General features: G+C 52.0%; 28 protein-coding genes, 2 tRNA genes and 2 pseudogenes. 11 read left to right on the top strand and 21 right to left on the bottom strand.

The genetic code is table 11. The annotated features are described in order from the left end of the window. Positions 1–83: 83 nt before the first annotated feature. Positions 84–159 (bottom strand) — tRNA-Asn (locus F4V72_RS18175). Between the two features lie 100 nt (positions 160–259). Then, positions 260–1,057 carry a DgsA anti-repressor MtfA gene (mtfA, locus tag F4V72_RS18170; protein WP_023246485.1) on the bottom strand — a complete coding sequence of 266 codons (798 nt, stop codon included), beginning with the start codon at positions 1,055–1,057 and terminating at the stop codon, positions 260–262. 88 nt (positions 1,058–1,145) lie between these two features. On the opposite strand from mtfA, the gene F4V72_RS18165 reads away from it, so the two are divergent. The 3 genes from F4V72_RS18165 (at position 1,146) to F4V72_RS18155 (ending at position 2,217) form a co-directional block, all read left to right on the top strand. Beyond that, a tRNA-Ser gene (locus F4V72_RS18165) sits at positions 1,146–1,235 on the top strand. A gap of 570 nt (positions 1,236–1,805) precedes the next feature. Beyond that, positions 1,806–2,018, top strand: coding sequence for a transcription antiterminator/RNA stability regulator CspE (gene cspE, locus F4V72_RS18160; RefSeq protein WP_023246484.1), 213 nt, complete (start codon positions 1,806–1,808; stop codon positions 2,016–2,018). A gap of 10 nt (positions 2,019–2,028) precedes the next feature. Further along, positions 2,029–2,217 (top strand): hypothetical protein, encoded by a 189-nt coding sequence (locus tag F4V72_RS18155; protein ID WP_024131163.1) that lies wholly within the window; start codon positions 2,029–2,031, stop codon positions 2,215–2,217. A gap of 236 nt (positions 2,218–2,453) precedes the next feature. On the opposite strand, the pseudogene F4V72_RS18150 reads toward F4V72_RS18155, so the two are convergent. Together F4V72_RS18150 and F4V72_RS18145 are read right to left on the bottom strand one after the other, a co-directional pair. Next, positions 2,454–2,769 (bottom strand): annotated as a pseudogene (locus F4V72_RS18150) (porin); the annotation flags it as partial. 5 nt (positions 2,770–2,774) lie between these two features. Beyond that, positions 2,775–2,897: pseudogene (locus tag F4V72_RS18145) on the bottom strand (porin); the annotation flags it as partial. Between the two features lie 639 nt (positions 2,898–3,536). Between F4V72_RS18145 and drpB the strand changes: the two are divergent. From drpB to F4V72_RS18125, 4 genes are all read left to right on the top strand, one after another. Continuing rightward, positions 3,537–3,848: a cell division protein DrpB gene (gene drpB, locus F4V72_RS18140; RefSeq protein ID WP_023246830.1), complete on the top strand. Its 312-nt coding sequence runs from the start codon at positions 3,537–3,539 to the stop codon at positions 3,846–3,848. Positions 3,849–3,927: 79 nt separating this feature from the next. Next, positions 3,928–4,623 carry a phosphohydrolase gene (locus F4V72_RS18135; RefSeq protein WP_053508871.1) on the top strand — a complete coding sequence of 232 codons (696 nt, stop codon included), beginning with the start codon at positions 3,928–3,930 and terminating at the stop codon, positions 4,621–4,623. Between the two features lie 73 nt (positions 4,624–4,696). After that, entirely contained in the window at positions 4,697–6,127 is a 1,431-nt protein-coding gene (locus F4V72_RS18130; RefSeq protein WP_023246832.1) for a DNA cytosine methyltransferase, read from the top strand. Beyond that, positions 6,108–6,578 carry a very short patch repair endonuclease gene (locus tag F4V72_RS18125; RefSeq protein ID WP_136058343.1) on the top strand — a complete coding sequence of 157 codons (471 nt, stop codon included), beginning with the start codon at positions 6,108–6,110 and terminating at the stop codon, positions 6,576–6,578. Before F4V72_RS18130 ends, F4V72_RS18125 begins: the two co-directional genes overlap by 20 nt. On the opposite strand, the gene yedA is transcribed toward F4V72_RS18125, so the two are convergent. Further along, positions 6,567–7,487: a drug/metabolite exporter YedA gene (yedA, locus tag F4V72_RS18120; RefSeq protein ID WP_136058342.1), complete on the bottom strand. Its 921-nt coding sequence runs from the start codon at positions 7,485–7,487 to the stop codon at positions 6,567–6,569. The two genes, F4V72_RS18125 and yedA, sit on opposite strands and share 12 nt — an antisense overlap. Before the next feature lie 169 nt (positions 7,488–7,656). Here yedA and F4V72_RS18115 point away from each other — a divergent pair, with 169 nt between their 5' ends. From F4V72_RS18115 to dgcQ, 3 genes are all read left to right on the top strand, one after another. Then, positions 7,657–8,574 carry a DUF808 domain-containing protein gene (locus F4V72_RS18115; protein ID WP_088733885.1) on the top strand — a complete coding sequence of 306 codons (918 nt, stop codon included), beginning with the start codon at positions 7,657–7,659 and terminating at the stop codon, positions 8,572–8,574. 76 nt (positions 8,575–8,650) lie between these two features. Continuing rightward, the gene (locus F4V72_RS18110; protein WP_000232161.1) at positions 8,651–8,836 is read left to right on the top strand and encodes a YodC family protein; all 186 of its coding nucleotides are present in this window, start codon (positions 8,651–8,653) and stop codon (positions 8,834–8,836) included. Between the two features lie 164 nt (positions 8,837–9,000). Beyond that, positions 9,001–10,713 (top strand): cellulose biosynthesis regulator diguanylate cyclase DgcQ, encoded by a 1,713-nt coding sequence (gene dgcQ, locus F4V72_RS18105; RefSeq protein ID WP_053508875.1) that lies wholly within the window; start codon positions 9,001–9,003, stop codon positions 10,711–10,713. Here dgcQ and F4V72_RS18100 read toward each other — a convergent pair. Together F4V72_RS18100 and yodD are read right to left on the bottom strand one after the other, a co-directional pair. Continuing rightward, positions 10,692–11,507 carry a mannosyl-3-phosphoglycerate phosphatase-related protein gene (locus tag F4V72_RS18100; RefSeq protein ID WP_023246836.1) on the bottom strand — a complete coding sequence of 272 codons (816 nt, stop codon included), beginning with the start codon at positions 11,505–11,507 and terminating at the stop codon, positions 10,692–10,694. The two genes, dgcQ and F4V72_RS18100, sit on opposite strands and share 22 nt — an antisense overlap. A 308-nt stretch (positions 11,508–11,815) precedes the next feature. After that, positions 11,816–12,043 carry a YodD family peroxide/acid resistance protein gene (gene yodD / locus F4V72_RS18095; RefSeq protein WP_023246837.1) on the bottom strand — a complete coding sequence of 76 codons (228 nt, stop codon included), beginning with the start codon at positions 12,041–12,043 and terminating at the stop codon, positions 11,816–11,818. Positions 12,044–12,171: 128 nt separating this feature from the next. Here yodD and dsrB point away from each other — a divergent pair, with 128 nt between their 5' ends. Next, positions 12,172–12,366 (top strand): protein DsrB, encoded by a 195-nt coding sequence (dsrB, locus tag F4V72_RS18090; protein WP_000867218.1) that lies wholly within the window; start codon positions 12,172–12,174, stop codon positions 12,364–12,366. Between the two features lie 38 nt (positions 12,367–12,404). Here the strand turns inward: dsrB and rcsA are convergent, their stop codons facing one another. From rcsA to fliF, 14 genes are all read right to left on the bottom strand, one after another. After that, a complete protein-coding gene (gene rcsA, locus F4V72_RS18085) occupies positions 12,405–13,028 on the bottom strand; it encodes a transcriptional regulator RcsA (protein ID WP_023246839.1) in 624 nt (207 codons plus the stop codon). Between the two features lie 281 nt (positions 13,029–13,309). Then, complete coding sequence (gene fliR / locus F4V72_RS18080) at positions 13,310–14,104, bottom strand: flagellar biosynthetic protein FliR (RefSeq protein WP_023246840.1); 795 nt, start codon at positions 14,102–14,104, stop codon at positions 13,310–13,312. A gap of 8 nt (positions 14,105–14,112) precedes the next feature. Then, positions 14,113–14,382, bottom strand: a complete 270-nt coding sequence (gene fliQ / locus F4V72_RS18075; protein WP_000187355.1) for a flagellar biosynthesis protein FliQ — start codon at positions 14,380–14,382, stop codon at positions 14,113–14,115. Positions 14,383–14,391: 9 nt separating this feature from the next. Further along, positions 14,392–15,129, bottom strand: a complete 738-nt coding sequence (fliP, locus tag F4V72_RS18070) for a flagellar type III secretion system pore protein FliP (protein WP_150342488.1) — start codon at positions 15,127–15,129, stop codon at positions 14,392–14,394. After that, positions 15,129–15,506 carry a flagellar biosynthetic protein FliO gene (gene fliO / locus F4V72_RS18065; RefSeq protein ID WP_072158691.1) on the bottom strand — a complete coding sequence of 126 codons (378 nt, stop codon included), beginning with the start codon at positions 15,504–15,506 and terminating at the stop codon, positions 15,129–15,131. The genes fliP and fliO overlap by 1 nt, the downstream gene beginning before the upstream one ends. Beyond that, on the bottom strand, positions 15,506–15,919 hold the full coding sequence (fliN, locus tag F4V72_RS18060; protein WP_001282111.1) for a flagellar motor switch protein FliN: 414 nt from the start codon (positions 15,917–15,919) through the stop codon (positions 15,506–15,508). The genes fliO and fliN overlap by 1 nt, the downstream gene beginning before the upstream one ends. Next, positions 15,916–16,920: a flagellar motor switch protein FliM gene (gene fliM, locus F4V72_RS18055; protein ID WP_000502811.1), complete on the bottom strand. Its 1,005-nt coding sequence runs from the start codon at positions 16,918–16,920 to the stop codon at positions 15,916–15,918. Before fliM ends, fliN begins: the two co-directional genes overlap by 4 nt. A gap of 4 nt (positions 16,921–16,924) precedes the next feature. Further along, positions 16,925–17,392, bottom strand: coding sequence for a flagellar basal body-associated protein FliL (gene fliL / locus F4V72_RS18050; protein WP_023246842.1), 468 nt, complete (start codon positions 17,390–17,392; stop codon positions 16,925–16,927). Positions 17,393–17,496: 104 nt separating this feature from the next. After that, positions 17,497–18,717, bottom strand: coding sequence for a flagellar hook length control protein FliK (gene fliK, locus F4V72_RS18045; protein ID WP_136058341.1), 1,221 nt, complete (start codon positions 18,715–18,717; stop codon positions 17,497–17,499). After that, on the bottom strand, positions 18,714–19,157 hold the full coding sequence (gene fliJ / locus F4V72_RS18040) for a flagellar export protein FliJ (RefSeq protein WP_023246844.1): 444 nt from the start codon (positions 19,155–19,157) through the stop codon (positions 18,714–18,716). Before fliJ ends, fliK begins: the two co-directional genes overlap by 4 nt. Positions 19,158–19,178: 21 nt before the next feature. Next, positions 19,179–20,549: a flagellar protein export ATPase FliI gene (gene fliI, locus F4V72_RS18035; RefSeq protein WP_136058340.1), complete on the bottom strand. Its 1,371-nt coding sequence runs from the start codon at positions 20,547–20,549 to the stop codon at positions 19,179–19,181. Then, positions 20,549–21,256, bottom strand: a complete 708-nt coding sequence (fliH, locus tag F4V72_RS18030; protein WP_023246846.1) for a flagellar assembly protein FliH — start codon at positions 21,254–21,256, stop codon at positions 20,549–20,551. The genes fliI and fliH overlap by 1 nt, the downstream gene beginning before the upstream one ends. Further along, on the bottom strand, positions 21,249–22,244 hold the full coding sequence (gene fliG, locus F4V72_RS18025; RefSeq protein WP_023246847.1) for a flagellar motor switch protein FliG: 996 nt from the start codon (positions 22,242–22,244) through the stop codon (positions 21,249–21,251). The genes fliH and fliG overlap by 8 nt, the downstream gene beginning before the upstream one ends. After that, entirely contained in the window at positions 22,237–23,919 is a 1,683-nt protein-coding gene (gene fliF / locus F4V72_RS18020) for a flagellar basal-body MS-ring/collar protein FliF (protein ID WP_150342487.1), read from the bottom strand. The genes fliG and fliF overlap by 8 nt, the downstream gene beginning before the upstream one ends. Positions 23,920–23,994 lie beyond the last annotated feature (75 nt).

The following is a 23,994-nucleotide window of genomic DNA, read 5'->3' as shown; positions in this document are numbered from 1 at the left end:
TCCTTTTCAGGACAGCCGGGTCAATCTAACTGCTTGTTTTTATAACGTATTAAGACTCACTGAGGCGTCTTAATACTAAAATCTGGCTCCTCTGACTGGACTCGAACCAGTGACATACGGATTAACAGTCCGCCGTTCTACCGACTGAACTACAGAGGAATCGTTTCAACGAGGCGCATAATACTGGGCCAGCTATACCGTGTCAATAGTAAAATTAACGCGGTAATTCAATTGGTTAATTAACCTACAAAATGAGGAATTAATGCTCTGATGCTTTCCCGTAGTCGCCCTCGGTTGAGTGTACCCGTAAGCGCTGAGAAGGGTCCTGGCGATAGAACTGACAAAAACGCTGCCATAACGACGGAAAGCGTGGAGCAAACAGTTCTGGCGCACTGAAAAAATACTCTGACAACACGGCAAAACATTCTGCTGGGTCGGTGGCGGCATAGGCATCTATACTGGCAGCGCTTTCGCCAACAAGATCGATTTCATCCTGTATATTATTCATTGCAGCGTGGAGATCGTGTTCCCAGCCGGCCACGTCCCGCAACGGGATGAAAGGAATACCGCTGGCGCGATCGCCATTGCGCATATCCAGTTTGTGCGCGACTTCATGGATAATGAGGTTGAAACCCGAAGCATCGAACGAGTCCTTGATATCCAGCCAGTTCAAAATGATTGGCCCTTGTTGCCAGCTTTGCCCCGACTGTACGACGCGCTGACTATGCACCAGACCTATGTCATCTTCCCATTCATCATCTACAACAAAGGGGGCGGGATAAATGAGTACTTCATGGAAACCATCAAGCCACTCAATACCGAGCTCCAGGATCGGTAAGCAAAAAATTAACGCAATACGCGCGCTTTTCAACGAGTCGAGCTCAAATCCCTGTAGCGCTACCAGCCTTTTTTGCTGCAAAAAACGTTCGGCCAGCGCAATGAGCCGGGCCTGTTCTTGCGCAGTGAGGTTTACCAGAAGAGGTATAGCCAGCGCATCATCCCACGGCCAGTCTGCGTTCTGGGTTATTTCTTGTGCTTTCCAGGGCCATTTAATCATCGTTTTGCTCGTAAACTCGTCACTTGAACAAAATTACCCAAACAGGGTCTGTTAAAATGCCAAATTACCTGGCATCATTGCAATATACGGAGAGATGCCGGAGCGGCTGAACGGACCGGTCTCGAAAACCGGAGTAGGGGCAACTCTACCGGGGGTTCAAATCCCCCTCTCTCCGCCACTATTCAAACACTTAGCTTAACTGCTTTCAACGACCCTCGTCACACTTGGTATGTCACACCTGATATCCTGGTATATAGTGTTGGTATACGCACTGGATCTCTTTCTTACCATCATCATCTTCTGATTTCCTCAAAACAGCACGTGTCAGTGTTGAAGAAATCTTCGCTTCGCAATGGTGGCACGTCTCCGGTTTACGATATCAGGAGAGTGGCGCGTTTATTACCAGGGTAGGTAGGCGTTGTGAGACGTAGCTGGCTATTAATAGATATTTGATGAAGATTATTTACGCCAGGTTCACCTGCAGCGGCGGACATAGCTAAAAAAACGTATGGCAATCAGCGCGATAATGCCAAAAAAGCAATTAATATTTTTTTAACAAAACTAAAGCTTGCTATGTTCAGTTAACCGTGCGTTAATGGTTTTGCGGTTTGATACAAACTTATCTGAAGTAGTGATTGTAATATTTCTCATTATTTGTTCCTCTTGAGATCTCCTTTAGGTTTTTTTCTCTCTGATAATTTTCTTCAGGCCATTCTGCCCAAGGGCTAATTCAAAAGGTAACAATATTATGACGACGAAAATCACTGGTTTAGTAAAATGGTTTAACCCTGAAAAAGGCTTTGGTTTCATTACGCCTAAAGATGGTAGCAAAGATGTATTTGTACATTTTTCTGCAATCCAAAGTAATGATTTCCGCACTCTTAATGAAAATCAGGAAGTTGAGTTTTCAGTAGAGCAGGGACCAAAAGGTCCATCAGCGGTCAACGTTGTGGCGCTTTAAGGCAACTGATATCACTAATAAAATTCACTTCAGGTGTCCATGTTGTCATGGTTCACAATACAGAACATCGACATTCGATGTTACTGAGCAAAACCCGTTCGGCGCGAAATGTATTTTTTGTAAGTCAACCATGATCACTTTTGATAATGTTGGGCTATACATTCGCTCAGGACAGGTTCCGCTAGATTTTAGAAAATAATTCACATTAGCTCCGTACAGGAGCTTTTTTTATACCCGGATGATTATAATCTATGGAAGCTGGCATCTATAGTGATATTCTTCTCTCTTTCATACAGCGCCTAAAAAACGTAAGGTTGTTTTCATCTATCGGATGAAACCAGGTCAGCCTATCTTTGCGTTGTTATCCGTTATTCAATTCTCACTATTATAATAATAAGCCCGCGATAAATGCGGACTCGAATAACCTAAAGCGTTTTAGAACGGGTAGACCAGACCAACACCTACGATATCATCGGTTACAATACCGCTTTTCGTGTAGAAGTCGTTATCTTCATCCAGCAGGCTGATTTTATAATCAACCAGGGTGGACATATTTTTGTTGAAGTAATAAGTCATACCGGCGTCAACATATTTAACCAGATCTTTGTCAGTGTAACGCCAGTGGCCACGATGGACTTTCTGACCGCCAAAAATCTTTGCCCTTAGACAGCAAACAGGCGACAGACGGACACAGATCGAAATCGAACTGATACTGTGCGACTACTACAACGTTCTGGGTTTTGTTAGCGATACTTGCAGACCATCAACTTTGCCGTACAGATCAAGCTTGTTGCCATTTTTATTATAAACTTCAGCCGCATTTTCTGCGCCTGCCACTAATAACGTCGGGACAAGTAGTGTCAAAATTTTTCTGTGCATTATGTATTCCCTTGTGATAATAATTTATATGAATGTATAGCCACCTCAATAAAATCACAATCTGATACTATTCTATTAAGTTCGCGAATTTAGAAAATAACATGCAACAAATACATTTCAAATTATTTCTATTCGATTTTTTATAATGTAAACTATATAGATAGTAATGAATATATACATTATAATTATCATTTTTATCAATGATTTATTGATTTTTATTTGAGGATTTTTGTTGCGAATATAATTTGTTTTTTATATGTATTTTATATTTTGATTATGAAAAGACATAAAAAAAACCGGCATAAGCGCCGGCAATATGGGTAATAATAAAAATAAATAATAAAAGGCTAATAACCGGATCATTTTGACATTTAATACCAATAAAATAAAACACTATCTCAATAGGTAAAAATAAGTTGTTCTGGTTATAGGTTATTCTGCATCAGAATGCGATTCAATCACCATTATCTTATTTAACAGCAGGTTCAGCGCCAGGCGCAACATTGTCTGAGAATAAACTATTTGTGGCATGAATAACCAGAACAGGCGGAGAAGGTATTTCATGGTCGAAATGTGACTGATATCACATTATAATGTAATTAATGTCATATGACTTACATCACAAAAGCGGAGTAAAGTTTGAGTACCAGGGAGGACAACGCCACCCGTAGCATGGGCGGTAAATTAGCGTTATGGGTTTTTTATACCTTTTGCGGCTACTTCATCTGGGCGATGGCACGTTGCATCTGGTTGATGTCCGCCATACAAACCGAGCCGGTTCTCGGCCCAACCAGCGCGCCTGGCAGCGCAACGGAAAAATGGCTTAACGCGCTCTCGCTGGGCGTCGTCTGGCTTATTCTGGGGAGTATTGCCTGGTACACCCGGCCTCGCAAAAAACTGGCTTATCCCTCCAACACTAAGCCAGAAACGCGCAAGCAAGCAGGGATGTAAAGTGGTGACGGATATGTCAGGATAGCGAACCACATGCTCAGGCATGTAATAAAAATGGTCTGCTATAAAGAGAGGGCGTATGGACTCAGGATACTGGCAATCGCAGTTTGAAGACTGGCTACGTCACCACCACCAGGAGCAGGATGCCGCCCATGACATCTTCCATTTTCGTCGTGTTTGGGCAACCGCGCAAACGCTCGGGGAAAACGGTCCTGTCGACTGGCTGGTGGTTCTGGCGGCATGTTATTTCCATGACATTGTCAGCCTGGCGAAAAATCATCCGCAGCGGCATCGCTCTTCCATTCTGGCGGCGGCAGAAACCCGGCGTATTTTTCTGCGGGATTTTCCTGACTTTCCGGCAGAAAAACTGGCGGGTATTTGTCATGCTATCGAAGCGCATAGTTTCAGCGCAAACATTGCGCCCGCCACGCCAGAGGCAAAAATCGTGCAGGATGCAGACAGACTGGAGGCATTGGGCGCCATTGGTCTGGCGCGGGTCTTTGCGGTCTCCGGCGCGCTGGGCGTCGCGCTGTTTGATGCCGACGATCCCTTTGCTGACAGACGGCCTCTTAACGATAAACAATTCGCGCTCGACCATTTTCAAACCAAACTGCTGAAACTGCCGCTGACGATGCAGACCGAACGGGGCAAGTACCTGGCGCAGCGTAATGCGGATTTTCTGGTGTCGTACATGGCAAAATTGAGCGCTGAGTTGAAAGGCGACTATGAAACGCAGGACCAGGCGGTCATCCAGAGGTTTGCTACGCATCAGTAACCCCTGTCGCTGAAACGTAAACCGCGTCATTTTATGTTAGTCTGTCGGCAATTATTTTTGGCCGGTTAAATGTATGCAGGAAAATATTTCAGTAACACACGCCCGGAACCTCATCGCCGACGACGCCGGAAGCGAGATCCAGGCGATGCTGAGTCAATTGCTGGAAATCTATGATGTTAAAACGCTGGTGGCGCACCTTAACAGCCTGGGCGAACAGCACTGGAGCCCGGCCATCTTAAAGCGCGTAATGATGAACGCGGCATGGCATCGTTTGAGCGACAATGAACTCGCCTGTCTTAAAACAGGGTTGCCGACGCCGCCAGCGCATCATCCGCATTACGCCTTTCGTTTTATCGATCTCTTCGCTGGCATCGGCGGTATTCGCCGCGGATTTGAAGCGATAGGCGGACAGTGCGTGTTTACCAGCGAATGGAATAAGCACGCGGTACGGACATATAAAGCGAACTATTTTTGCGATCCGCTGCAACATCGCTTTAATGAAGATATCCGCGATATCACGTTGAGCCACCGGGAAGGGGTCAGCGATGAGGAGGCGGCGGAACACATTCGCCAGCATATTCCGCAACATGATGTCCTGCTGGCAGGCTTTCCCTGCCAGCCATTTTCCCTGGCGGGCGTCTCCAAGAAAAATGCGCTGGGCCGGGCCCACGGCTTTGCCTGCGAGACTCAGGGGACGTTATTTTTTGATGTCGTAAGAATTATCGACGCCCGCCGCCCCGCGCTGTTTGTGCTGGAAAACGTGAAAAACCTTAAAAGTCACGACCAGGGCAACACCTTCCGCATTATTATGCAAACGCTCAATGAACTGGGATATGACGTGGCGGATGCCGCTGACAATGGCCCGGACGATCCGAAAATTATCGACGGGCAGCACTTTCTTCCTCAGCATCGGGAACGTATTGTGTTGGTGGGATTCCGCCGCGATTTGAACCTGAAAACCGATTTTACGTTACGCAATATCGCCCGCTGTTATCCACCGCGCCGTCCGGCGCTGGCGGAGCTGCTGGAGCCCGTCGTCGAAGCCAAATATATCCTGACGCCGGTACTGTGGAAATATTTATATCGCTACGCAAAAAAGCACCAGGCGCGGGGAAACGGTTTTGGCTATGGCATGGTTTATCCTGACAATCCAGAAAGTGTGGCGCGCACGTTATCTGCACGTTACTACAAAGATGGCGCCGAAATCCTGATTGATCGTGGTTGGGACATGGCGAAAGGCGAAGCGAATTTCGACGATATCGGTAATCAACAACATCGTCCCCGCCGACTCACGCCGAGGGAGTGCGCGCGTTTAATGGGATTTGAGGCGCCGCAAACGTACCAGTTCAGGATACCCGTCTCGGATACTCAGGCTTATCGCCAGTTTGGCAATTCCGTGGTGGTGCCGGTATTTGCCGCGGTAGCAAAGCTACTGGAAGCCAAAATTCACCAGGCGGTGGCGCTGCGTCAGAGAGAGGCGGTAGATGGCGGACGTTCACGATAAAGCCACGCGCAGTAAAAATATGCGCGCGATAGCGACCCGCGATACGGCCATTGAAAAACGTCTTGCCGACCTGTTAACCGCGCAGGGGATTACGTTTCATACTCAGGACGCGACATTACCGGGCAAGCCGGATTTTGTGGTGAATGACTATGATTGTGTGATTTTTACTCACGGCTGTTTTTGGCATCATCACCACTGTTATCTGTTCAAAGTACCGGCCACGCGAACGGCTTTCTGGCTGGAAAAAATCGGTAAGAACGTTGAGCGAGACGAGCGCGATATTCAGCGTTTACAGGCGCTTGGCTGGCGGGTACTGATCGTCTGGGAGTGCGCCTTGCGCGGGCGGGCGAAATTGAGCGACGCGGCGCTGGCGGAGCGCCTGGAAGAGTGGATCTGCGGCGGCGGTGCCAGCGCGCAGATCGACACCCAGGGTATGCATCTACTGGCGTGAATTTTCCGTTTTACACGGCGTGACCACCGCCCTGGCGGAAAACAGGTACTTACCCAGCGTCACCAGCACTACGGCAAACACAATCACGCCCAGCGCGGCCCATTCAACGGGCGATAGCCTCTCGCCGCCCAATCCGGTGCCAAGCAACACGGCGACAACCGGATTCACATAGGCATAGCTGGTCGCCAGCGCCGGGCTGACATTGCGAATCAGGTACATATAGGCATTAATGGCGATGACAGAACCGAACAGCGCCAGGTAGCCGACGGCCATAAAACCCGATAAGCCAGGCAGCGTGGTGAGTTTCTCGCCGGAAAGAAACGCCGCGCAAAGCAAGACCACGCCCGCCGCCAGCATTTCAATCACGCCCGCCATCATGCCTACGGGGAGGGCGATGCGCGAGCCGTAAACGGAACCAAACGCCCAGCTCATCGAGCCTATCAGGATCAACATCGCGCCCCACGGATTGCCGCTTAAATTGCCACCACTGTTCAGCAGAATAATCCCGGCAAGCCCAATGGCAATCCCCACCCATTCTAATTTGCGCGTTTTAATACCGAAAAAGTAACTAAAGCACAGCGTAAATAGCGGGACGGTGGCGACCACAACTGCAGCAATGCCCGATGGCACGTTTTGATGCTCCGCCACCGTAACCAGGCCATTACCCACCGCCAACAATAATAAACCAATCAGCGCAGCATTGATGGACTGGCGCAGCGGCGGAAGTTTTTCGCCGCGCAGCAGCAAAAACGCCATAAGCAAAATACCCGCTGAGAGGAAACGTACGCCTGCCATCATCAGCGGCGGCCAGCTTTCAACGCCTATTCGGATAACAAAATAGGTAGACCCCCAAATGATGTACAAGGCAAAAAGCGCGCCAAAAAGAGGTAACAACTGCCGGAAACGCATAATCTCTCACGGTGAAATAAAAAGGGTGAATATAGTAAACGTCAAAATTATTATGCTGGCGAGCATTATAATTGTCCTTTTTGAATAAAAAGGCGTTGACCCGTGCCGCTGGTTTCGGCATTGCGCGTTTTGCTACATACTTAACGTTTTAGAAGAAAAAACCGAGGGAATCATTTTGGCAGGAAGTAGCTTACTGACATTGCTCGACGATATTGCCACGTTGCTGGACGATATTTCGGTAATGGGCAAATTGGCCGCGAAGAAAACCGCGGGCGTACTGGGGGACGATCTGTCGCTCAATGCGCAGCAGGTGACCGGCGTTCGCGCCAACCGAGAGCTGCCAGTCGTATGGAGCGTGGCGAAAGGGTCATTGATCAACAAGGTTATTCTGGTGCCGCTGGCGCTGCTGATAAGCGCATTTATCCCGTGGGCCATTACGCCTTTATTAATGTTAGGCGGCGCGTTTCTCTGCTTTGAAGGGGTAGAAAAAGTCCTTCATACCTTTGAAGCGCGAAAACACAAAGAAGACCCGGCGGAGCGGCAAAAACGTCTTGAGGCGCTGGCTGCGCAAGATCCTTTGGCCTTTGAAAAAGATAAAGTGAAAGGGGCGGTACGTACCGATTTTATTCTTTCTGCTGAAATTGTGGCTATCACCCTGGGGATTGTCGCGCAGGCGCCGCTGCTTAATCAGGTACTGGTACTGGCAGGGATTGCGTTGGTCGTAACCATTGGCGTGTATGGCCTGGTGGGGATTATCGTAAAACTGGATGATATGGGATACTGGCTGGCGGAAAAGCGTAGTGTACTGGCGCAGGGCATCGGTAAAGGATTACTGATTATCGCGCCCTGGTTAATGAAAGCGTTATCCATTGTCGGTACGCTGGCGATGTTTTTAGTCGGCGGCGGGATTGTCGTACACGGTATTGCGCCGTTACACCATGCCATTGAACATCTTGCGCAGCAACAGGGTACTTTCATGGCGCATACGCTTCCCGGGGGGCTGAATCTGGTGCTCGGTTTTATTATCGGCGCCATTGTGGTGGCGCTGGTGAAAGGTGTAGCGAAAATTCGCGGTGTTTCGCACTGATTTTCTGCAATGAATTGTGCAAAATTGCCCGTTGTCGTCTAAGGTGAAAACGTTTCATCTGATACCGGAGGCAGGTATGGTCTTTTCTGTCAGTGAGGAAGTTACGGTGAAAGAGGGGGGACCCCGGATGATCGTCACCGGTTATTCCAGCGGAATGGTAGAGTGCCGCTGGTATGACGGTTTTGGCGTAAAGCGGGAGGCATTCCATGAGAATGAGCTCGTGCCAGGCAAGGAAAGGCGCGTGCGGGACGAAGCCCGATGACAAAACGCCCGGTTAACGCCGGGCGTTTTGTTGTGGATAAAGAGAGTCGTCGCGCGGCGACATGCTGCTATCAGGTTATGCCAGGATTTAGCGGTATCCCTTAGTGATGTCTGACTACCGTAAGCCATCAAGGGGCGTTGTATAAATAACCAGGAGTTACCAGGGTGCCGCACGAGACACTGTTAGAAAATCAAGGCTGGTTTAAAAAGCTGGCGCGGCGTTTTGGTCCCGGCCATGTCGTCAACACTTGCTTTCTGATCGTGATGCTGTTCTCGACGCTACTTACCTGGCGGGAAGTGATGATACTGAAAGACGCCTATGTCGCCAGTCAGCGCAATCATCTGGGGAGCGTCGCGAATGCCCTTGACCGCCAACTGCAATTCAACATGGATAGGTTGATCTTTTTACGTAACGGTATGCATGAAGCGCTGGTGGCGCCGCTGGCTTTTGCCGCATTGCAAAGTGCGGTAACGCAGTTTGAGCAACGACGCGCCCGGCATTTCTGGCAACTGGAGCTGGATAAGCGGCGGACATTGCCGCTATATGGCGTTTCCGATCAGTTTGTCGCCCGGACGACGCTCCTTTCGCGGGATAATCGCGATCTGGCAAATGAATTAACCGCCACGCTGGAGCTGGGGTATCTGGCGCGTCTGGCGCGCTCATCCGCCATGCTGACGCTGGAGACGATGTATGTTTCTCGCTCAGGGTTTTATCTCTCAACCCTCCCTACGGCATACGGTAGCGATATCGTATCACGTTACTATCAGTACGTGACCCAGCCCTGGTTTATTGAGCAAAGTCAACGGCGTAACCCACAGCGCGGCGTGCAGTGGTTTACCTCCTCACAGCCCTATATTGCTGTTGAGCAGCAAAAAGTGACAGCCAGTGTGCCGCTGGATCACGATAATTACTGGTATGGCGTACTGGCAATGGATATTCCCGTCGCGTCATTCCAGCGGTTCCTGCGCGATGCGGCTGAAAAGGATATCGAAGGAGAGTATCAGCTATACGATAACCATCTCCGTTTGCTGGCAGACTCCACGCCGGAACAACAAACCGCTAATACGTTAAATGACCGTGAACGCGCCTTACTGGCGCGTGAAATAGAAAAAGATACCCTCGGCGGGCTGCGTTTAGGAACGCATTATGTAAGCTGGGAGCGGCTGGATCATTTTGATGGCGTCCTGCTGCGCGTGCATACATTTCGTGAAGGCATACAAGGGAATTTTGGCAGTATTAGTATCGCGCTGACGCTGTTATGGGTACTTTTTACGGCGATGCTGTTGATCTCCTGGGGCGTTATTCGACATATGGTCAAAAACATGTTTGTTCTGCAAAATTCGCTGCAATGGCAGGCATGGCACGATCCGCTGACCCGGCTCTATAACCGTGGCGCGCTGTTTGAAAAAGCGTCCAGGCTGGCAAAGCGTTACCGGGAATCCCGCCAGCCTTTTTCTGTGGTACAGCTGGATTTAGATTATTTTAAAAGCGTTAACGATCGCTTTGGCCATCAGGCCGGCGATCGCGTGTTGTCCCATGCCGCTGGGCTCATTGGCAGCACCATTCGATCGCACGACATCGCCGGACGGGTAGGGGGCGAAGAGTTTTGTATCGTGCTGCCCGGCGCGACGAAAGCGCAGGCGCTGCAGATTGCCGAACGCATACGCCAGCGCATTAATGACAAAGAGATTCTGGTGACGAAAAGCACGACGCTTCGTATCAGCGCGTCAATGGGGATCAGCAGCGCGGAGGAATACGGCGACTATGACTTTGAACAGTTGCAGTCGCTGGCCGACAAACGGCTTTATTACGCCAAACAGTCCGGACGTAACCGTATTTGCGCCAGCGACGCGACTCAGGAGCGGGAAAAGAAATAGTCCATTCCTTCGCGCCAGCCATTCGGTCCTTCATTCTGGCTACGGTAGACGCGCTGAGGATCGTCGTTACGCAAATGTACGCCCTCCCGGTTTAGCCCTTTAACGATAACCGCATAATCCATCACATCCAGTAAGGGCGCATCATTGGGACCGTCTCCCAGTCCCAACGTCAGAGGACGCGCGTGCCACTGGCGACGATATGCTTCAATCAGCCAGTTGGCGGCCTGATCTTTACCGGCGGAGGCGTCCAGCACATGCCAGAAACGGGCGCCATGGACAAATTGCAGTCCCAGTTCATTTAAACGGGCGACAAACTGCGCCATGCGTTCATCGCTATCGCGCCAGATCAGCGACACCGAAGCTTCATGCAGACGGGTTAGGGCAGACTGTGCCCGATTCAGGCCCGTCCATTCACTTATTACCTGATCGTCAACGTCATCAAAAGTGGTGAACTTAAACTGTTCCTTTTCACGCAACTTATGCAGGACGAGGCGGATTTCGTTGTGAGAAATACCGGCTATCAGGCGGGGATAGTTGGGATGGTCTTCCCAATGAGCGTCCAGTTGGATCACCGCACCGTTTTCCGCAATCAGCGGCAGTCCCTGTAGATTTAACGTCGTCTGGAGCTGGAGCATTTCAGCCGCGGTTTTACTGCTACAGAGGATCACGGGTACGCCGCTTTCATGCAGGCGCGTAAGCCAGGGGGCTGCGGGCTGCCACTCAAAGGTGTGGCTGTTCAGCAACGTGCCGTCCAGATCGGTAAAAATCAGCAAGGGGTCATGGATTGAGAGCATTTTTTCCTCATTTTCCATTGCAACGGCGGGCTTATTTCTAGGAAAAATCCTAAAGCACATCCGAAAGAAGTAGAACGCTAACTGGAACCGATCCCGTCGCTTCCAGACAGCGCATGCGTTGTCACACTTTTGCTACCGAACCATTAGCAGGCTTAATCATTCATGTAAAAAATATTTACTTGTCATGCAAAAAAATTGCAGATAAGGTAAATCTCACATCAGATTTCCTGGTGTAACGAATTTTCAAGTGCTTCTTGCATAAGCAAGTTTGATCCCGACCCGTAGGCCGGGATTTTTTTCGGCCATTTTTAACGGTTTATTTCCGTTACACTAAAATCATGAATATCCAGCTCGAATGCTTCAGCTAATTCATGCCATGTATGATATTCCCGTCCGTCTACGCTCACTCGCTCAGGATCTTCCTGGCTACGGTGAACCTCGCTTTCGCTGATTTCATTTATTGCCGCCAGTAGCGCATCTACGTCGACGCTGACTTCGCGCTTGGCCGTATCGCTGTACTCTTTTGCCGTTTTCATCTTCACTACCTCGCTGGTTCCTGACAGCCTAAGTATAGCCCGTTGAGAAAACCAGCAAACACGTCAGCAAGGCGCTGTCAGACGCGGAAAATTGTTCTACACTGGCACAAAGTAACAGGAGGAAAATGATGAAGGTGAATGATCGGGTAACCGTTAAAACGGACGGCGGTCCCCGCCGACCGGGCGTGGTACTGGCAGTGGAAGAATTTAGTGAAGGCACAATGTATCTGGTTTCGCTGGAAGATTACCCGCTCGGCATCTGGTTCTTCAATGAGTCAGGTCATCAGGACGGCATTTTTGTCGAGAAGGCGGAGCAGGACTAATTGAGCCGGACTGGAGGTGCATTGCCAGTCCGGATGTCTCAGCGCATGTTAACAAAAATGCCGTTAGTGACGTTATCTGTCAGTCGTACTACGTGATAGATCACTTGTTTATTATGCGTTTTTATCTTTCGTTTAATATTCCCCTTATGGGAGGACACTGTCTTGGCTTTAATATTCATTCTGTCAGAAATCTGAATGGTTCCCTGACCTTCCATCCACATTCGCAGCATGCTGGATTCAGTTCGACTTAACGATAACGTTGGTAAATTTATGGTTCCTGAAATACCAGACTCTTTTTTCAGAATATCGCCAAGAATAGTATCCAGCGAGTCAGGTTTAATCGATTTTGAGCTAATCAGTAAGTTTTTTCTTACTAATAAATATTCATCAAAATGTACATTAGCAATTGCCATAAAAACAATAAATAACGTGTCAGGATGTTGATTAATGATTTGCTTTATTTGTTGACTGTCTGAAGGCGTATGAATAAAACAGTCCTCATTAATAAACACCACCGAAGGCTGATGCGCGCTACAAGCGATAGCGAGTTCGTCAACGGTTTCGATGTCGTTGATTTCCCTTTTTTTCACCCCTCTGCTGACCAGATACCCGCTTAACCCTAGCCGGGTGTAACTGCATAAATCCATAATAATCGTTGACATGGCATACCCTCACTCAATGCGTAACGATAATTCCCCTTACCTGAATAACTCACCATAATCAGACGGAACACGAATAGTCACCTTAGATAACGCTTACGCCGTTTTTCAGGCGAACTTACTATCCCGTAAAGTTGCATATAATTTGCCAGGAATCATCTTAAAGTAAAGTGAATATTGTGTTATGTGAGTGAAGTAAAAACAAATAAGTGGCAACAGATATATCCTGGTGAATGTTTTTTAAAATTTATTTTCGGATAAACCTTAGTAAAACATGATAAAGATTATGGGTTATTATTTATCGGCATCTCGCTAACAATATCAGCAAGCAAATTGAAAATTTCGCTGAATAAATGTTCGCAAAACGGTGCAATTAATGGCATTAGCGCGGCCATCAGCATAATGCCGACGGTGAGCGTCAGCGGGAAACCGATAACGAATATAGAAAGCTGTGGTGCCATGCGGTTTAGTAGCCCCAGCGCCAGATTGAGCGTAAGCAGGAGGGTAATGACCGGCAATGCCAGCATCAGTCCGTTTAAGAAAATGAGTCCTCCGGCCCTGGCGAGCGCCATAAACGCATTACTGTTCACCGGGTTGCTACCGATGGGCAGGGTGTGGAAGGTATCGACCAGCAGCGAAATAAGCCACAAATGACCATTAAAGGTGAGAAACAGTAGCATGGCGAGCATATCCATAATACGCGCCAGGACCGGCATATTAAGGTGGCTGCCCGGGTCGACGAAGGTGGCAAAGGAAAGCCCCATTTGCAGACCGATAAATTCACCCGCGGTACGAACCGCCGCAAAGGCGAACTGCATGGTAAATCCCAGCGCAATACCGATCAGAATTTGTTGCATTGCCAGCCATAAGGCGGCAATAGAAAAAAGCGGCGTATCGTTTGTCGGTAACGACGGCGCGATAACGAGGGTAATCATCACTCCCAGTCCCAGCTTTACACGCTTGGGAATAGCGCGCTCGCTGAGAATCGGCGCGGTTGAAATCAGCGCCAGCACGCGCAGCAAAGGCCAGAAATAAAGATTCATCCAGTATAGCCATTGCTCGCTTGTGACCTGTATCATCGTTCTGTTTATCCGATGATATAAGGTAAATTGCTGAACAGAGTGCGTACGTAATCCAGCAGCAGGTTGAGCATCCACGGGCCGGCAACGATAATTGCGATAAATACGGCGACGATTTTAGGGATAAACGACAGCGTCATTTCATTAATCTGAGTGGCGGCCTGCAAGATACTGATAATGAGGCCGGTAATCAGCGCGACGAGTAACAGCGGCGCAGCCAGGGCGAGGGCGACTTTCATCGCCTCGGTGCCCATCATCATGACGGATTCTGGAGTCATTTTGCGCCTCTAACTGTAAAAGCTTTGGGCCAGCGACCCCACAAGCAATTGCCAACCATCGACCAGTACAAACAGCATCAGCTTAAACGGCAGGGCGATTGTCGCTGGCGGTACCATCATCATCCCTAACGCCATCAGTACGCTGGCGATCACCAGGTCGATAATCAAAAAAGGGATGAAAATCGTAAAACCGATCTGAAACGCCGTCTTTAATTCGCTGGTGACATAGGCGGGCAGGAGAATACGCATCGGTACTGCTTCCGGTCCCTGTAACGGGCCGCTATTGGCCAGACGGGCAAACAGCGCCAGATCGGCTTCGCGGGTTTGGCGCAGCATGAACGCGCGTAACGGTTGCGCGCCTTTATCCAGCGCTTCCTGCATAGAAATTTTCTGCTCGCTAAACGGCTGGTAAGCGTCCACGTAAATCTTGTCAATGACGGGCGACATAATAAAAAAGGTCAAAAACAACGCCAGTCCGAGTAGTACCTGATTTGGCGGCGCCGAGGGCGTGCCCAGCGCGTTACGCAACAAGCCAAAAACAATGATGATGCGGGTGAAACTGGTCATCATCAGTAAAATCGCTGGCAGGAACGTCAGCGAGGTGATGAAGACCAGAGTCTGGACGGATAATGACCAGCTTTGGCCTCCGCCCGCTAATGGTTGGCTGATAAGCCCCGGCAGTTGCGCAGCGGTGGCGGGACTAAAAAGCCACAGGCCCGCCAGCGAAAGGAATAACAAGCGGCGCATCAGGATCTCCCGGAACGCTTGAGTAAGCTCTTCATCATGTTCTGGAAATCTGCCGGTGGGGCCACAGGCGCTTCCGTGTCGCTCTCCGCGGGAGGAAGAGTGTGCAGCAGGTTAATCTGCGAGGCGGTTACGCCCAGTACCAGACGTGCATTTTCGACCTCAACAATCACCACGCGTTCTCGCGGGCCGAGCGAGGTGCTGGCTGATACCTTGAGTCCACGCACGCTATTTCCTTTTGGGGCGAATCCCATACGCTTAATCACCCAGGCCGCCGCCAGAATGAGCGCTATAATGCCAATTAATGCGCCGCTCACTTGAATTAGCGGCGATCCGGTTGACGCGGCGGGCTGAGAAACCGTGGCCTGTGTCTTCATCATTAACGACTCAAACGACGCATACGCTCGGATGGCGTAATAATATCGGTGATACGTACACCGTATTTATCCGCCACGACGACCACTTCACCCTGGGCAATCAGGTAGCCGTTAATCAGGATATCCAGCGGCTCGCCCGCCAGCCCGTCCAGCGCGACGACCGACCCCTGCGTCAGGCGCAGCAGTTCTTTAATGGTCATTCGCGTGCGGCCCAGCTCTACGGTCAGTTTGACCGGGATATCCATAATCAGGTCGATATCCTGCATGGCGCCGCTGACATCGCCGCCGCCAAGTTGTTGGAAAACCGCGTCGGCGGCGCTTTTATTGGTGGTCGCTTTTTGCTCGTTTAACGCGTCAGCCCACAGATCATCCAATGCGCCAGTATTCTCATCGGACGGATTATTCATGTCACTCATTTGGGCTGTTCCTCATTCAGCGAATTCAAAATTGGGTTGATCAAATGTTCTACGCGTAGCGCATACTGTCCGTTTACGGTGCCATATTGGCTGGTGAGTACCGGCACGCCGTCCACATGAGCAATAATGCGGTCGGGTTTTTCAATCGGCAGTACATCGCCGGGTTTCAGCTTCAAAATCTGGGAAAGACGCAACGGAATGTCGGCAAAATTCGCCACCAGCTCCAGTTCGGAGTGCTGAACCTGGCGTACCAGGTTATCACGCCAGTTCTGATCTTCATGGCGCGAGTTTTCCAGCGGCGGGTTCACCAGCAGCTCACGCAGCGGCTCGATCATGCTAAATGGCAGACAGATGTTAAATTCACCGGTCAGATTGCCGATTTCCACATGAAACGGCGTATTGACGACGATATCGTTCGGCGAGGTGGTGATATTGGTAAATTTCACCTGCATTTCGGAACGAACATACTCCACTTCCAGCGGATTAATGGCTTTCCATGCATCGCTATAGCCTTCCAGCGCCAGTTTCAGCATACGGTTGATGACGCGCTGTTCCGTATGGGTAAACTCGCGGCCCTCGACTTTGGTCGGGAAACGACCGTCGCCGCCGAACAGGTTATCGACGGCAATAAACACCAGACTCGGCGAGAACACCACCAGCCCGGTGCCGCGTAGCGGCTTCAGGTGGATAAGGTTCAGGTTGGTCGGTACCGGCAGATTACGCGCAAATTCGTGATACGGCTGAATACGTATAGCGCCCACGGTAATATCCGGGCTGCGGCGCAGCAGGTTAAATAATCCCATCCGGAACTGGCGTGCGAAACGTTCGTTAATGATCTCCAGCGCCTGCAAGCGTTCACGCACGACGCGACGCTGGGTATTGGGATCGTAAGGGCGAATATCGCTATCGCTTGCGATACCGGGAGTGGGTTCGTCTTTAGTGTCGCTGTCGCCGTTCAACAGCGCATCGATTTCAGCCTGAGAAAGAATACTATCGCCCATATCGTTACCGCAGAATAAAAGCTGTATAAAGCACGTCGGTGACGACCTGTCTTGGTTGTCCGGCAACGAGCGGCGCGGCCAGCGTCTCTTTAATGGCGGCAATCAGTTTTTGTTTGCCTGCTTCCGTTGAGAGCTCGGCGGCATTCTGACGGGAAAACAGCAACAGCAGACGGCTGCGCACTTCCGGCAGATATTCATTTAATCGCGCGCGGGTCGCTTCGTCTTTCAGACGCAGGGTTACGCCGATATACAACACACGATCCGCATCGCCCAGATTGACGGTAAACGTATCCAGCGCAAAAAATACCGGCGCAGGCGGCGGAGCCGGTTCCGCTTTAGCGTTCGGGGTCGGTTGTTGCTGCATACGCCAGTAGCTATAACCTGCGGTTGCGCAGGCGGCGAGGGTAATCAACACCAGCAAAGGTATCCAAATCGAGCGTTTGCTCTTTTTGTTAATCGCGGAGTCAGTCATCTGATACGGGCTTCCTGTTTCGGTACTGCTTATTGGCTGATTATCCCGTGTCCTGTCCACGACAAAGCGTGGAAAAGACGCGGATAATCATGCTACCTCTGGCGTTAGGCGAAGATATCCACTGCGCCATTGCCGCGTGCGGCGGCCTGAAGCGAGGCCGGCGCCGCTAACGCTATGTCATCTTCAGCGCCAAACGCGTCCGCATGTTGGGCGCGGGCAGGCTGTTGCTGCTGCGATGAAGACTGCTGCTGTCCGGCAAAGCTTTCGCTACTGATGCTGCTTTGTCCCAACTGAATGCCGCTTTCCGCTAACTGGGTCCGCAACATGGGCAGCGCGGCTTCCAGCGCGGCGCGGACATGGCTGTGCGGCGATACCATCTGGAGCTGCGCCTGATTGTCATCCAGCTTGAGCGAAATATGCACCTGACCTAACTCTTCCGGATGTAATCGAAGCTGCGCGCTTTGCTGTCCCTGACGTGTAAATAACATGACCTGCTGACTGAACGTTTGCTGCCATTCATGGCTGCCTAACGGCGCGCTGAGAACCGGGGCTGAGGCAACAGGTAGCGGTTGCGCCGTGGCGCTGCTGAGAGTCGGCATTGCCGCGCCATGCGTTACTGGCGCGGGTGGGCTATCAACATCCACTTTCGCGCTGGTCGCGGCGGCGGCAGCAACCAGCGGCGTCAGTGATTGACCCGTGGCGCGATCGTCGCTGATGCGCGCAAACGACGCCTCTGTTTTCCCTTTTTCATGCTCGCTAAAAGAGAGCGTATGTGTCTCTTCCTGCGGCACCGATCGCATGTCGCCGCGTAAAAGTGACGGTAAGGCGATGTGATTTTCAGCCGACGTTTCTCCGGCGACAGGCGTCGCGACAGGTTGTCCGGGCAGCATGGCGAATAAGGCGCTCAGACTGGCGAGATCCTCATCGCTCAGCGCTGGCGTTTTCTCATCATGCTGCGCTGTTTTACTCAATGCGGCCAGAGCGCTGGTTTTCAACGATGGCGTTAGCGTAGACAGTAGATGTTGTGCTTGTATCAGATCCGTAAGCGTTTCATCCGTCGCATTCGCTTTTTGCGCCAGCAGGTCGGCAAGCTTCGCCGCCTGACCCGGTTCGCCATGTTGGGTCAGTAACCCTTTTGATAATTTGCCGCCTGCCGCCTGTAAATCGGCCAGCGTGATGCGGGCGTCTTTGCCCTGTACGCCGTCTGCGCCTAACGCGCCCGCCAGTAGCGCCAGAAAGTCCTCGGCTGAACCGGTGGCTTTTCCTGACGTCAGACCCGCGGTCATGTCGGTATCGGTGGTGATCAGTTGGGGCAGGGTGATCATTCGGGTTTCCTCATTGCTGCACGCTGAGCAAATTCATCCATCTTTTTCTGATCCATGCGGTTTTCAGCTAACAGCGCTGCCGCGGTTTGTCGGTCCTGTAAGGTTTGCCAGGCCTGAAGACGTTGCTTTTTTTCACACCAGCTCTTCAGCGCCATGTCAACTTTTTGCGTCCACTGCGTAAGCTGGAGGCGATGCTGCTCTATCGCCTTTTCCAGTGTCTGAATAAACTGCTGATAATTGATCCAGCGATTACTGGCGATGCCGTTGCCCATATCGGTGTTCAAATTACTGCGATACTCATTCTGATAATCGATCAGCATTTTGAGCTGTTCTTCCGCCTGTTGGCAGCCGCGACGCATTTCTCCCAGTAAACGCGCCGCGTTATCTACCTCTTTTTCGGCCAGATCTTTGAGTGTTTCCAGAGCGCCATGTTGTGCCATGATCGTCGCCCTCCTGCTTTATCACACCGTCGGGAAAATTAAATCGAGCGCCTGGAGAGAGTCCTCCCAGTCGGCCCGTTCAAAAATGCCTTGCTGTAAAAACGCTTCTAATTGCGGCCATAAGGTAATGGCTTTATCGAGCATCGGATCGCTGCCTTTGGCATAGGCGCCGACGCTGACCAGATCGCGGTTACGCTGGAAACTGGAAAGCAACTGTTTAAATAGCCGTACCCGCACATAGTGCTGCTCGGTAATGAGCGCGGTCATCGCCCGGCTGATTGACGCCTCGATATCAATGGCCGGATAGTGTCCGGCCTCCGCCAGACGGCGGGACAAGACAATGTGCCCGTCAAGAATTGCGCGTGCCGAGTCGGCAATGGGATCTTGTTGGTCATCCCCTTCGGTCAACACGGTATAAAACGCGGTGATAGAGCCGCCGCCGTGGATGCCATTACCGGCACGTTCGACCAGCGCCGGCAGCTTTGCGAACACCGAGGGCGGATAACCTTTGGTGGCTGGCGGTTCGCCGATCGCCAGCGCAATTTCACGCTGCGCCATCGCATAGCGAGTCAGCGAATCCATAATCAGCAACACATGCTGTCCGCGATCGCGAAAGTCTTCGGCGATGCGAGTGGCATAGGCGGCGCCCTGCATTCGCAGCAGCGGTGAGACATCAGCCGGGGCGGCAATCACCACCGAGCGCGCGCGACCGTCGGGGCCGAGAATATTTTCGATGAAATCTTTGACTTCGCGGCCACGTTCGCCGATAAGTCCCACGACAATCACGTCCGCCCGCGTGTAGCGCGCCATCATGCCAAGCAGAACCGACTTACCGACGCCGGAACCGGCAAATAGCCCCATACGCTGACCGCGCCCTACGGTTAACAACGCGTTGATAGCGCGCACGCCGGTATCCAACACATGTTCGATTGGCGTTCGCTGTAGCGGGTTAAACGGCGGTGTGATTAACGCGCCAGTCTCCATCGTATCCGGCGCAGGCAGTCCGTCCAGCGGTTTACCGCCGCCATCCAGCACCCGACCAAGCAGGGCCGGGCCGAGCGGTAACTGTTTGCCGCTTTGCAGACCATCGCCATGCCCGTTACGGGCGTAAACGCGGGCGCCGGGCAGAATGCCTTCGACTTCTTCCAGCGGCATTAAAAACAGACGTTGGCCGTTAAAACCGACCACTTCCGATTCCACCTCTTTGGTTTCAGGGCCGTCCTGGCGCTCAATAATGCAGGTTGCTCCCAGCGGAAGCTGGAGACCGGTGGCTTCCAGTACCAGTCCAGTGGCGCGGGTTAAACGTCCATAACGACGCACCGCCGGCAATAACGCTATTTTTGCTTCAAAGTTGTCGAGCGCGGTAAGCCAGCGGGTTAGACGCGTGGTCATCAGAGCACTCCCGGCGCCGCCAAGCGACATAACTCTTGCCAGCGAGTGGCGACACTGGCGTCCAGATCGCCCTCATCGGCAGACACTTTACACCCACCGTGATGCAGAGTCGGATCGCCACGCAACCGCCAGCCATGAAGACTGAGCGTGGCGCCCAGCATCTCTTCCACCCGCTGTAAGTCGTCCGGATGCACGCGCAACTGCGGCTTGCCGCTAAAGAGCGGCTCTTGCTGCAATAGTTGTTGGATCTGTTTAATCAGCGCTGAGTTGTCCACTGCCGGCGTTTGGCCGATGACCTGACGCGCGGCCTCCAGGGCCATTTGCATCAGCCGTGAGGCGATGACGCTATCGAGCGCGTCAAGCGTATTCTGAAACTCGCTCACTAACTGCTGCATACGGGCATGAATCGGCGCCTGCTGCGTCTGCGCCTGGGCTTGTCCTTGCTCCAGCCCCTGCGCTAACCCTTCCTGATATCCCTGTGCGTGTCCTTTTTGCCGTCCCTCCGCCAGCCCGGCGTTATAACCTTGTTCATGGGCCTGTATTTTTAGCTGCGCCAGTTCCTGCTCCAACTGTTGTTCGGCAGTGAGCTCGGGCTCTGGCGCATCTTCTGTCAAGGTAACGTTATCAGCTTCAACCGGCACAAACGTCTCTGGCGGCGGGGCGAGGTCGTCGGGGGTCCAGACTTGCCACGGCAATTCATTAGACATAGGTATCCTCGCCGCTGCCAATCACCATTTCGCCGGTTTCCGCCAGACGACGCACAATAAGCAGAATCGCTTTCTGCTCGTTTTCCACCTGAGACAGACGAACCGGGCCACGGTTGGCAAGGTCGTCGCGCAGGATATCGGCGGCGCGCTGGGACATATTGCGCAGGAACTTCTCGCGTAATGGCGGTTCGGCACCTTTCAGGGCGATCAGTAGCGACTCGGAATCCACTTCCTGCAGCAGACGCTGAATACTGCGATCGTCCACATCCACCAGATTTTCGAACAGGAACATCTCGTCGATGATTTTCTGCGCCAGTTCGCCGTCGAATTCACGCACAGCGGTAATAACCGCTTCTTCCTGCTGCGTTTTCATCAGGTTGATAATTTCCGCCGCGGTTCTTACGCCGCCCATTTTGCTGCGTTTCAGGTTCTGACCGTCGAGCAGGCCATTCAGCACTTCGGTCAACTCCGCCAGCGCCGCCGGCTGTACACCGCCAAACGTCGCGATACGCAGCATCACATCATGACGCAGACGCTCGTCAAACAGCGCCAGAATATCGGCGGCCTGGCCGCGTTTGAGGTGGACCAGAATGGTGGCGATAATCTGTGGGTGTTCGTCGCGAATCAGGTCGGCGGCGCTCTGCGGTTCCATAAAGTTGAGCGTTTCGATACCGCTGGTGGTATCGCGCGTTTCCAGAATATCTTCCAGCAGGCTGGAGGCGCGCTCTTCGCCCAGCGCTTTTATCAGTACGGAGCGTAGGTATTCGTTGGCATTGATATTCAGCGCGGCGAACTGCTCCGCTTCCTGCTCAAACTCTGACAGTACGTCCGTCAGTTGTTTGTTGGAGATCTGACGCACGTTAGCCATCGCTGTACTTAGCGCCTGTACTTCGCGGGTGGAGAGGTGTTTAAACACCTCTGCCGCCCGGTCTTCGCCAATGGTCATCAACAAAATGACGCTTTTATCGGTACCGCTAAGATTACTCATGATCGTTACTCATCCACTGGCGAATGACCAGCGCCACCACGCGCGGATCGTTGTCTGACATTTCGCGAATACGCTGACTCATCACCTCGGCGCCAAGACGCTGGTTAGCCCGACGTTGCTGGAGTTGCTCGTCTTTGCTGAGGCGTACTTCCACAGCTTCTTCGGTTTCCTGACGAACCTGCGCCTGTTCCTGCGCTGCTTTCGTTTCTTCAACGCGGCGCGTCAGCTGCGGACGTACCGCTTTGCGCCACAGAATCCAGGTCACCAACAGCACCAGTAACCAGCGACCTGCCGCGAGCAGTTGATCGATAAAGGATTGCTGTTGCCAGAAGGGCAGTTCGCCGCCGGTTTCATCCACTGCGGTAAACGGTGAATTCACCACGTTTAGCGTATCGCCGCGTTTATCGGAAAAGCCCATTGCTTCGCGGGTTAAATCCTCGATCTGTTTCATCTGATCGGCAGTCAGCGGCAGCGGTTTGCCATCCGCCAGCGTTTTGTAATTCACCACGACGGCCACTGAGAGACGCTCAATATCGCCCACATTCATTTTGGTGTGACGAATGGTACGGTCCACTTCGTAGTTGCTGGTTTCATTACGCTGCGTATTGCGCGGACCAGCGCTGTTACTGTTCGTACTGGTGCTGGTTTGTGGCGTATTCTGCGCGTTTTGCTGATTGGTCGGCGGCGTAGCGATCGGCGCCTCGTTCGGCGGCGCTGGTTGGTTCGACAGCGCGCCAGGCACGCCGCCGGGGTAGCCCGCGCCTATCTGTTCGCTAATATTCAACTGACGTGAACGCAGGGTGGCCTTCGACGCATCGCCGTTCGGGCTGTAGTGCTCTTCCGTCTGTTCTTTATTGGCGAAATCCAACTGGGCGGTTACCTGAGCGTGAACATTACCGTTACCGACGATAGGCGACAGAATGGCTTCGATACGGCGCTGGATACGGCTTTCCACATCATTAGCGAATTTTAATTGTGCGTCATTAAGGTCGCGACCGCTGGTATTGGATTGCGTAAGCAGATGACCGGATTGATCGACCAGAGTAACGTTTCCTGGCGGCAAACCGGCGACAGCGCTGGAAACCAGATGTACTACGGCGCTAATTTGTCCTTCATCCAGCGCCCGGCCCGGTTCCAGTGTGACGGTGACGGAGGCGGAAGGGGATTTTTGTTCCCGCACAAATAGAGACGGTTTTGGCATCGCCAGGTGAACGCGGGCGCTTTTTACCGGACCCAGCGTCTCGATCGTCCGGGCCAGTTCACCTTCCAGCGCGCGCTGATAATTCACCTGCTCGCTGAACTGACTGATACCGAATTTTTCCTGATCAAGCAGTTCAAAGCCTACCGCACCCCCTTTGGGCAACCCCTGCTGTGCCAGACGTAGACGCAGTTCGTGCACTTTGTCGGCTGGCACTTCAATCGCGCCGCTGCCATTGGCAAAGCGATAGGGGATATTCATCTGGGTCAACTGCGCGACGATCGCGCCGCCGTCCTGATCGGAAAGATTGCTAAATAGCGTGCGGTAATCGGGCGTTTTGGCCCACAGCACCATCGCAACGACGATCGCCACGGCAGCGGAACCCGCCACAATTAATGGAATTCGGGGATTCGCGCGTAGGCGATTAAGCCACTCGAGAGGTTTAGGTTGGGTTGCAGTCGATGCAGTCGCACTCATCTCGCACCTCGTGACTGATCGTGGACGGCGTTTTTTGCAAAGTGGAACAAGACTCACTCCCGGGTCAGCAAACTC

This window comes from Salmonella enterica subsp. diarizonae, from assembly GCF_008692785.1.
GTDB classification, from domain to species: domain Bacteria; phylum Pseudomonadota; class Gammaproteobacteria; order Enterobacterales; family Enterobacteriaceae; genus Salmonella; species Salmonella diarizonae.
Note: the sequence above shows the minus strand (reverse complement) of the source record. Positions and strands in the feature narration are given on the sequence as shown.

Bases quoted from the DNA above. Each gene is read 5' to 3' on its own strand.
- mtfA (WP_023246485.1), bottom strand. From the start codon at position 1,057: ATGATTAAATGGCCCTGGAAAGCACAAGAAATAACCCAGAACGCAGAC.
- cspE (WP_023246484.1), top strand. From the start codon at position 1,806: ATGACGACGAAAATCACTGGTTTAGTAAAATGGTTTAACCCTGAAAAA.
- F4V72_RS18135 (WP_053508871.1), top strand. From the start codon at position 3,928: ATGGACTCAGGATACTGGCAATCGCAGTTTGAAGACTGGCTACGTCAC.
- F4V72_RS18130 (WP_023246832.1), top strand. From the start codon at position 4,697: ATGCAGGAAAATATTTCAGTAACACACGCCCGGAACCTCATCGCCGAC.
- F4V72_RS18125 (WP_136058343.1), top strand. From the start codon at position 6,108: ATGGCGGACGTTCACGATAAAGCCACGCGCAGTAAAAATATGCGCGCG.
- yedA (WP_136058342.1), bottom strand. From the start codon at position 7,487: ATGCGTTTCCGGCAGTTGTTACCTCTTTTTGGCGCGCTTTTTGCCTTG.
- F4V72_RS18110 (WP_000232161.1), top strand. From the start codon at position 8,651: ATGGTCTTTTCTGTCAGTGAGGAAGTTACGGTGAAAGAGGGGGGACCC.
- F4V72_RS18100 (WP_023246836.1), bottom strand. From the start codon at position 11,507: ATGCTCTCAATCCATGACCCCTTGCTGATTTTTACCGATCTGGACGGC.
- yodD (WP_023246837.1), bottom strand. From the start codon at position 12,043: ATGAAAACGGCAAAAGAGTACAGCGATACGGCCAAGCGCGAAGTCAGC.
- dsrB (WP_000867218.1), top strand. From the start codon at position 12,172: ATGAAGGTGAATGATCGGGTAACCGTTAAAACGGACGGCGGTCCCCGC.
- rcsA (WP_023246839.1), bottom strand. From the start codon at position 13,028: ATGTCAACGATTATTATGGATTTATGCAGTTACACCCGGCTAGGGTTA.
- fliR (WP_023246840.1), bottom strand. From the start codon at position 14,104: ATGATACAGGTCACAAGCGAGCAATGGCTATACTGGATGAATCTTTAT.
- fliQ (WP_000187355.1), bottom strand. From the start codon at position 14,382: ATGACTCCAGAATCCGTCATGATGATGGGCACCGAGGCGATGAAAGTC.
- fliP (WP_150342488.1), bottom strand. From the start codon at position 15,129: ATGCGCCGCTTGTTATTCCTTTCGCTGGCGGGCCTGTGGCTTTTTAGT.
- fliO (WP_072158691.1), bottom strand. From the start codon at position 15,506: ATGATGAAGACACAGGCCACGGTTTCTCAGCCCGCCGCGTCAACCGGA.
- fliN (WP_001282111.1), bottom strand. From the start codon at position 15,919: ATGAGTGACATGAATAATCCGTCCGATGAGAATACTGGCGCATTGGAT.
- fliM (WP_000502811.1), bottom strand. From the start codon at position 16,920: ATGGGCGATAGTATTCTTTCTCAGGCTGAAATCGATGCGCTGTTGAAC.
- fliL (WP_023246842.1), bottom strand. From the start codon at position 17,392: ATGACTGACTCCGCGATTAACAAAAAGAGCAAACGCTCGATTTGGATA.
- fliK (WP_136058341.1), bottom strand. From the start codon at position 18,717: ATGATCACCCTGCCCCAACTGATCACCACCGATACCGACATGACCGCG.
- fliJ (WP_023246844.1), bottom strand. From the start codon at position 19,157: ATGGCACAACATGGCGCTCTGGAAACACTCAAAGATCTGGCCGAAAAA.
- fliI (WP_136058340.1), bottom strand. From the start codon at position 20,549: ATGACCACGCGTCTAACCCGCTGGCTTACCGCGCTCGACAACTTTGAA.
- fliH (WP_023246846.1), bottom strand. From the start codon at position 21,256: ATGTCTAATGAATTGCCGTGGCAAGTCTGGACCCCCGACGACCTCGCC.
- fliG (WP_023246847.1), bottom strand. From the start codon at position 22,244: ATGAGTAATCTTAGCGGTACCGATAAAAGCGTCATTTTGTTGATGACC.
- fliF (WP_150342487.1), bottom strand. From the start codon at position 23,919: ATGAGTGCGACTGCATCGACTGCAACCCAACCTAAACCTCTCGAGTGG.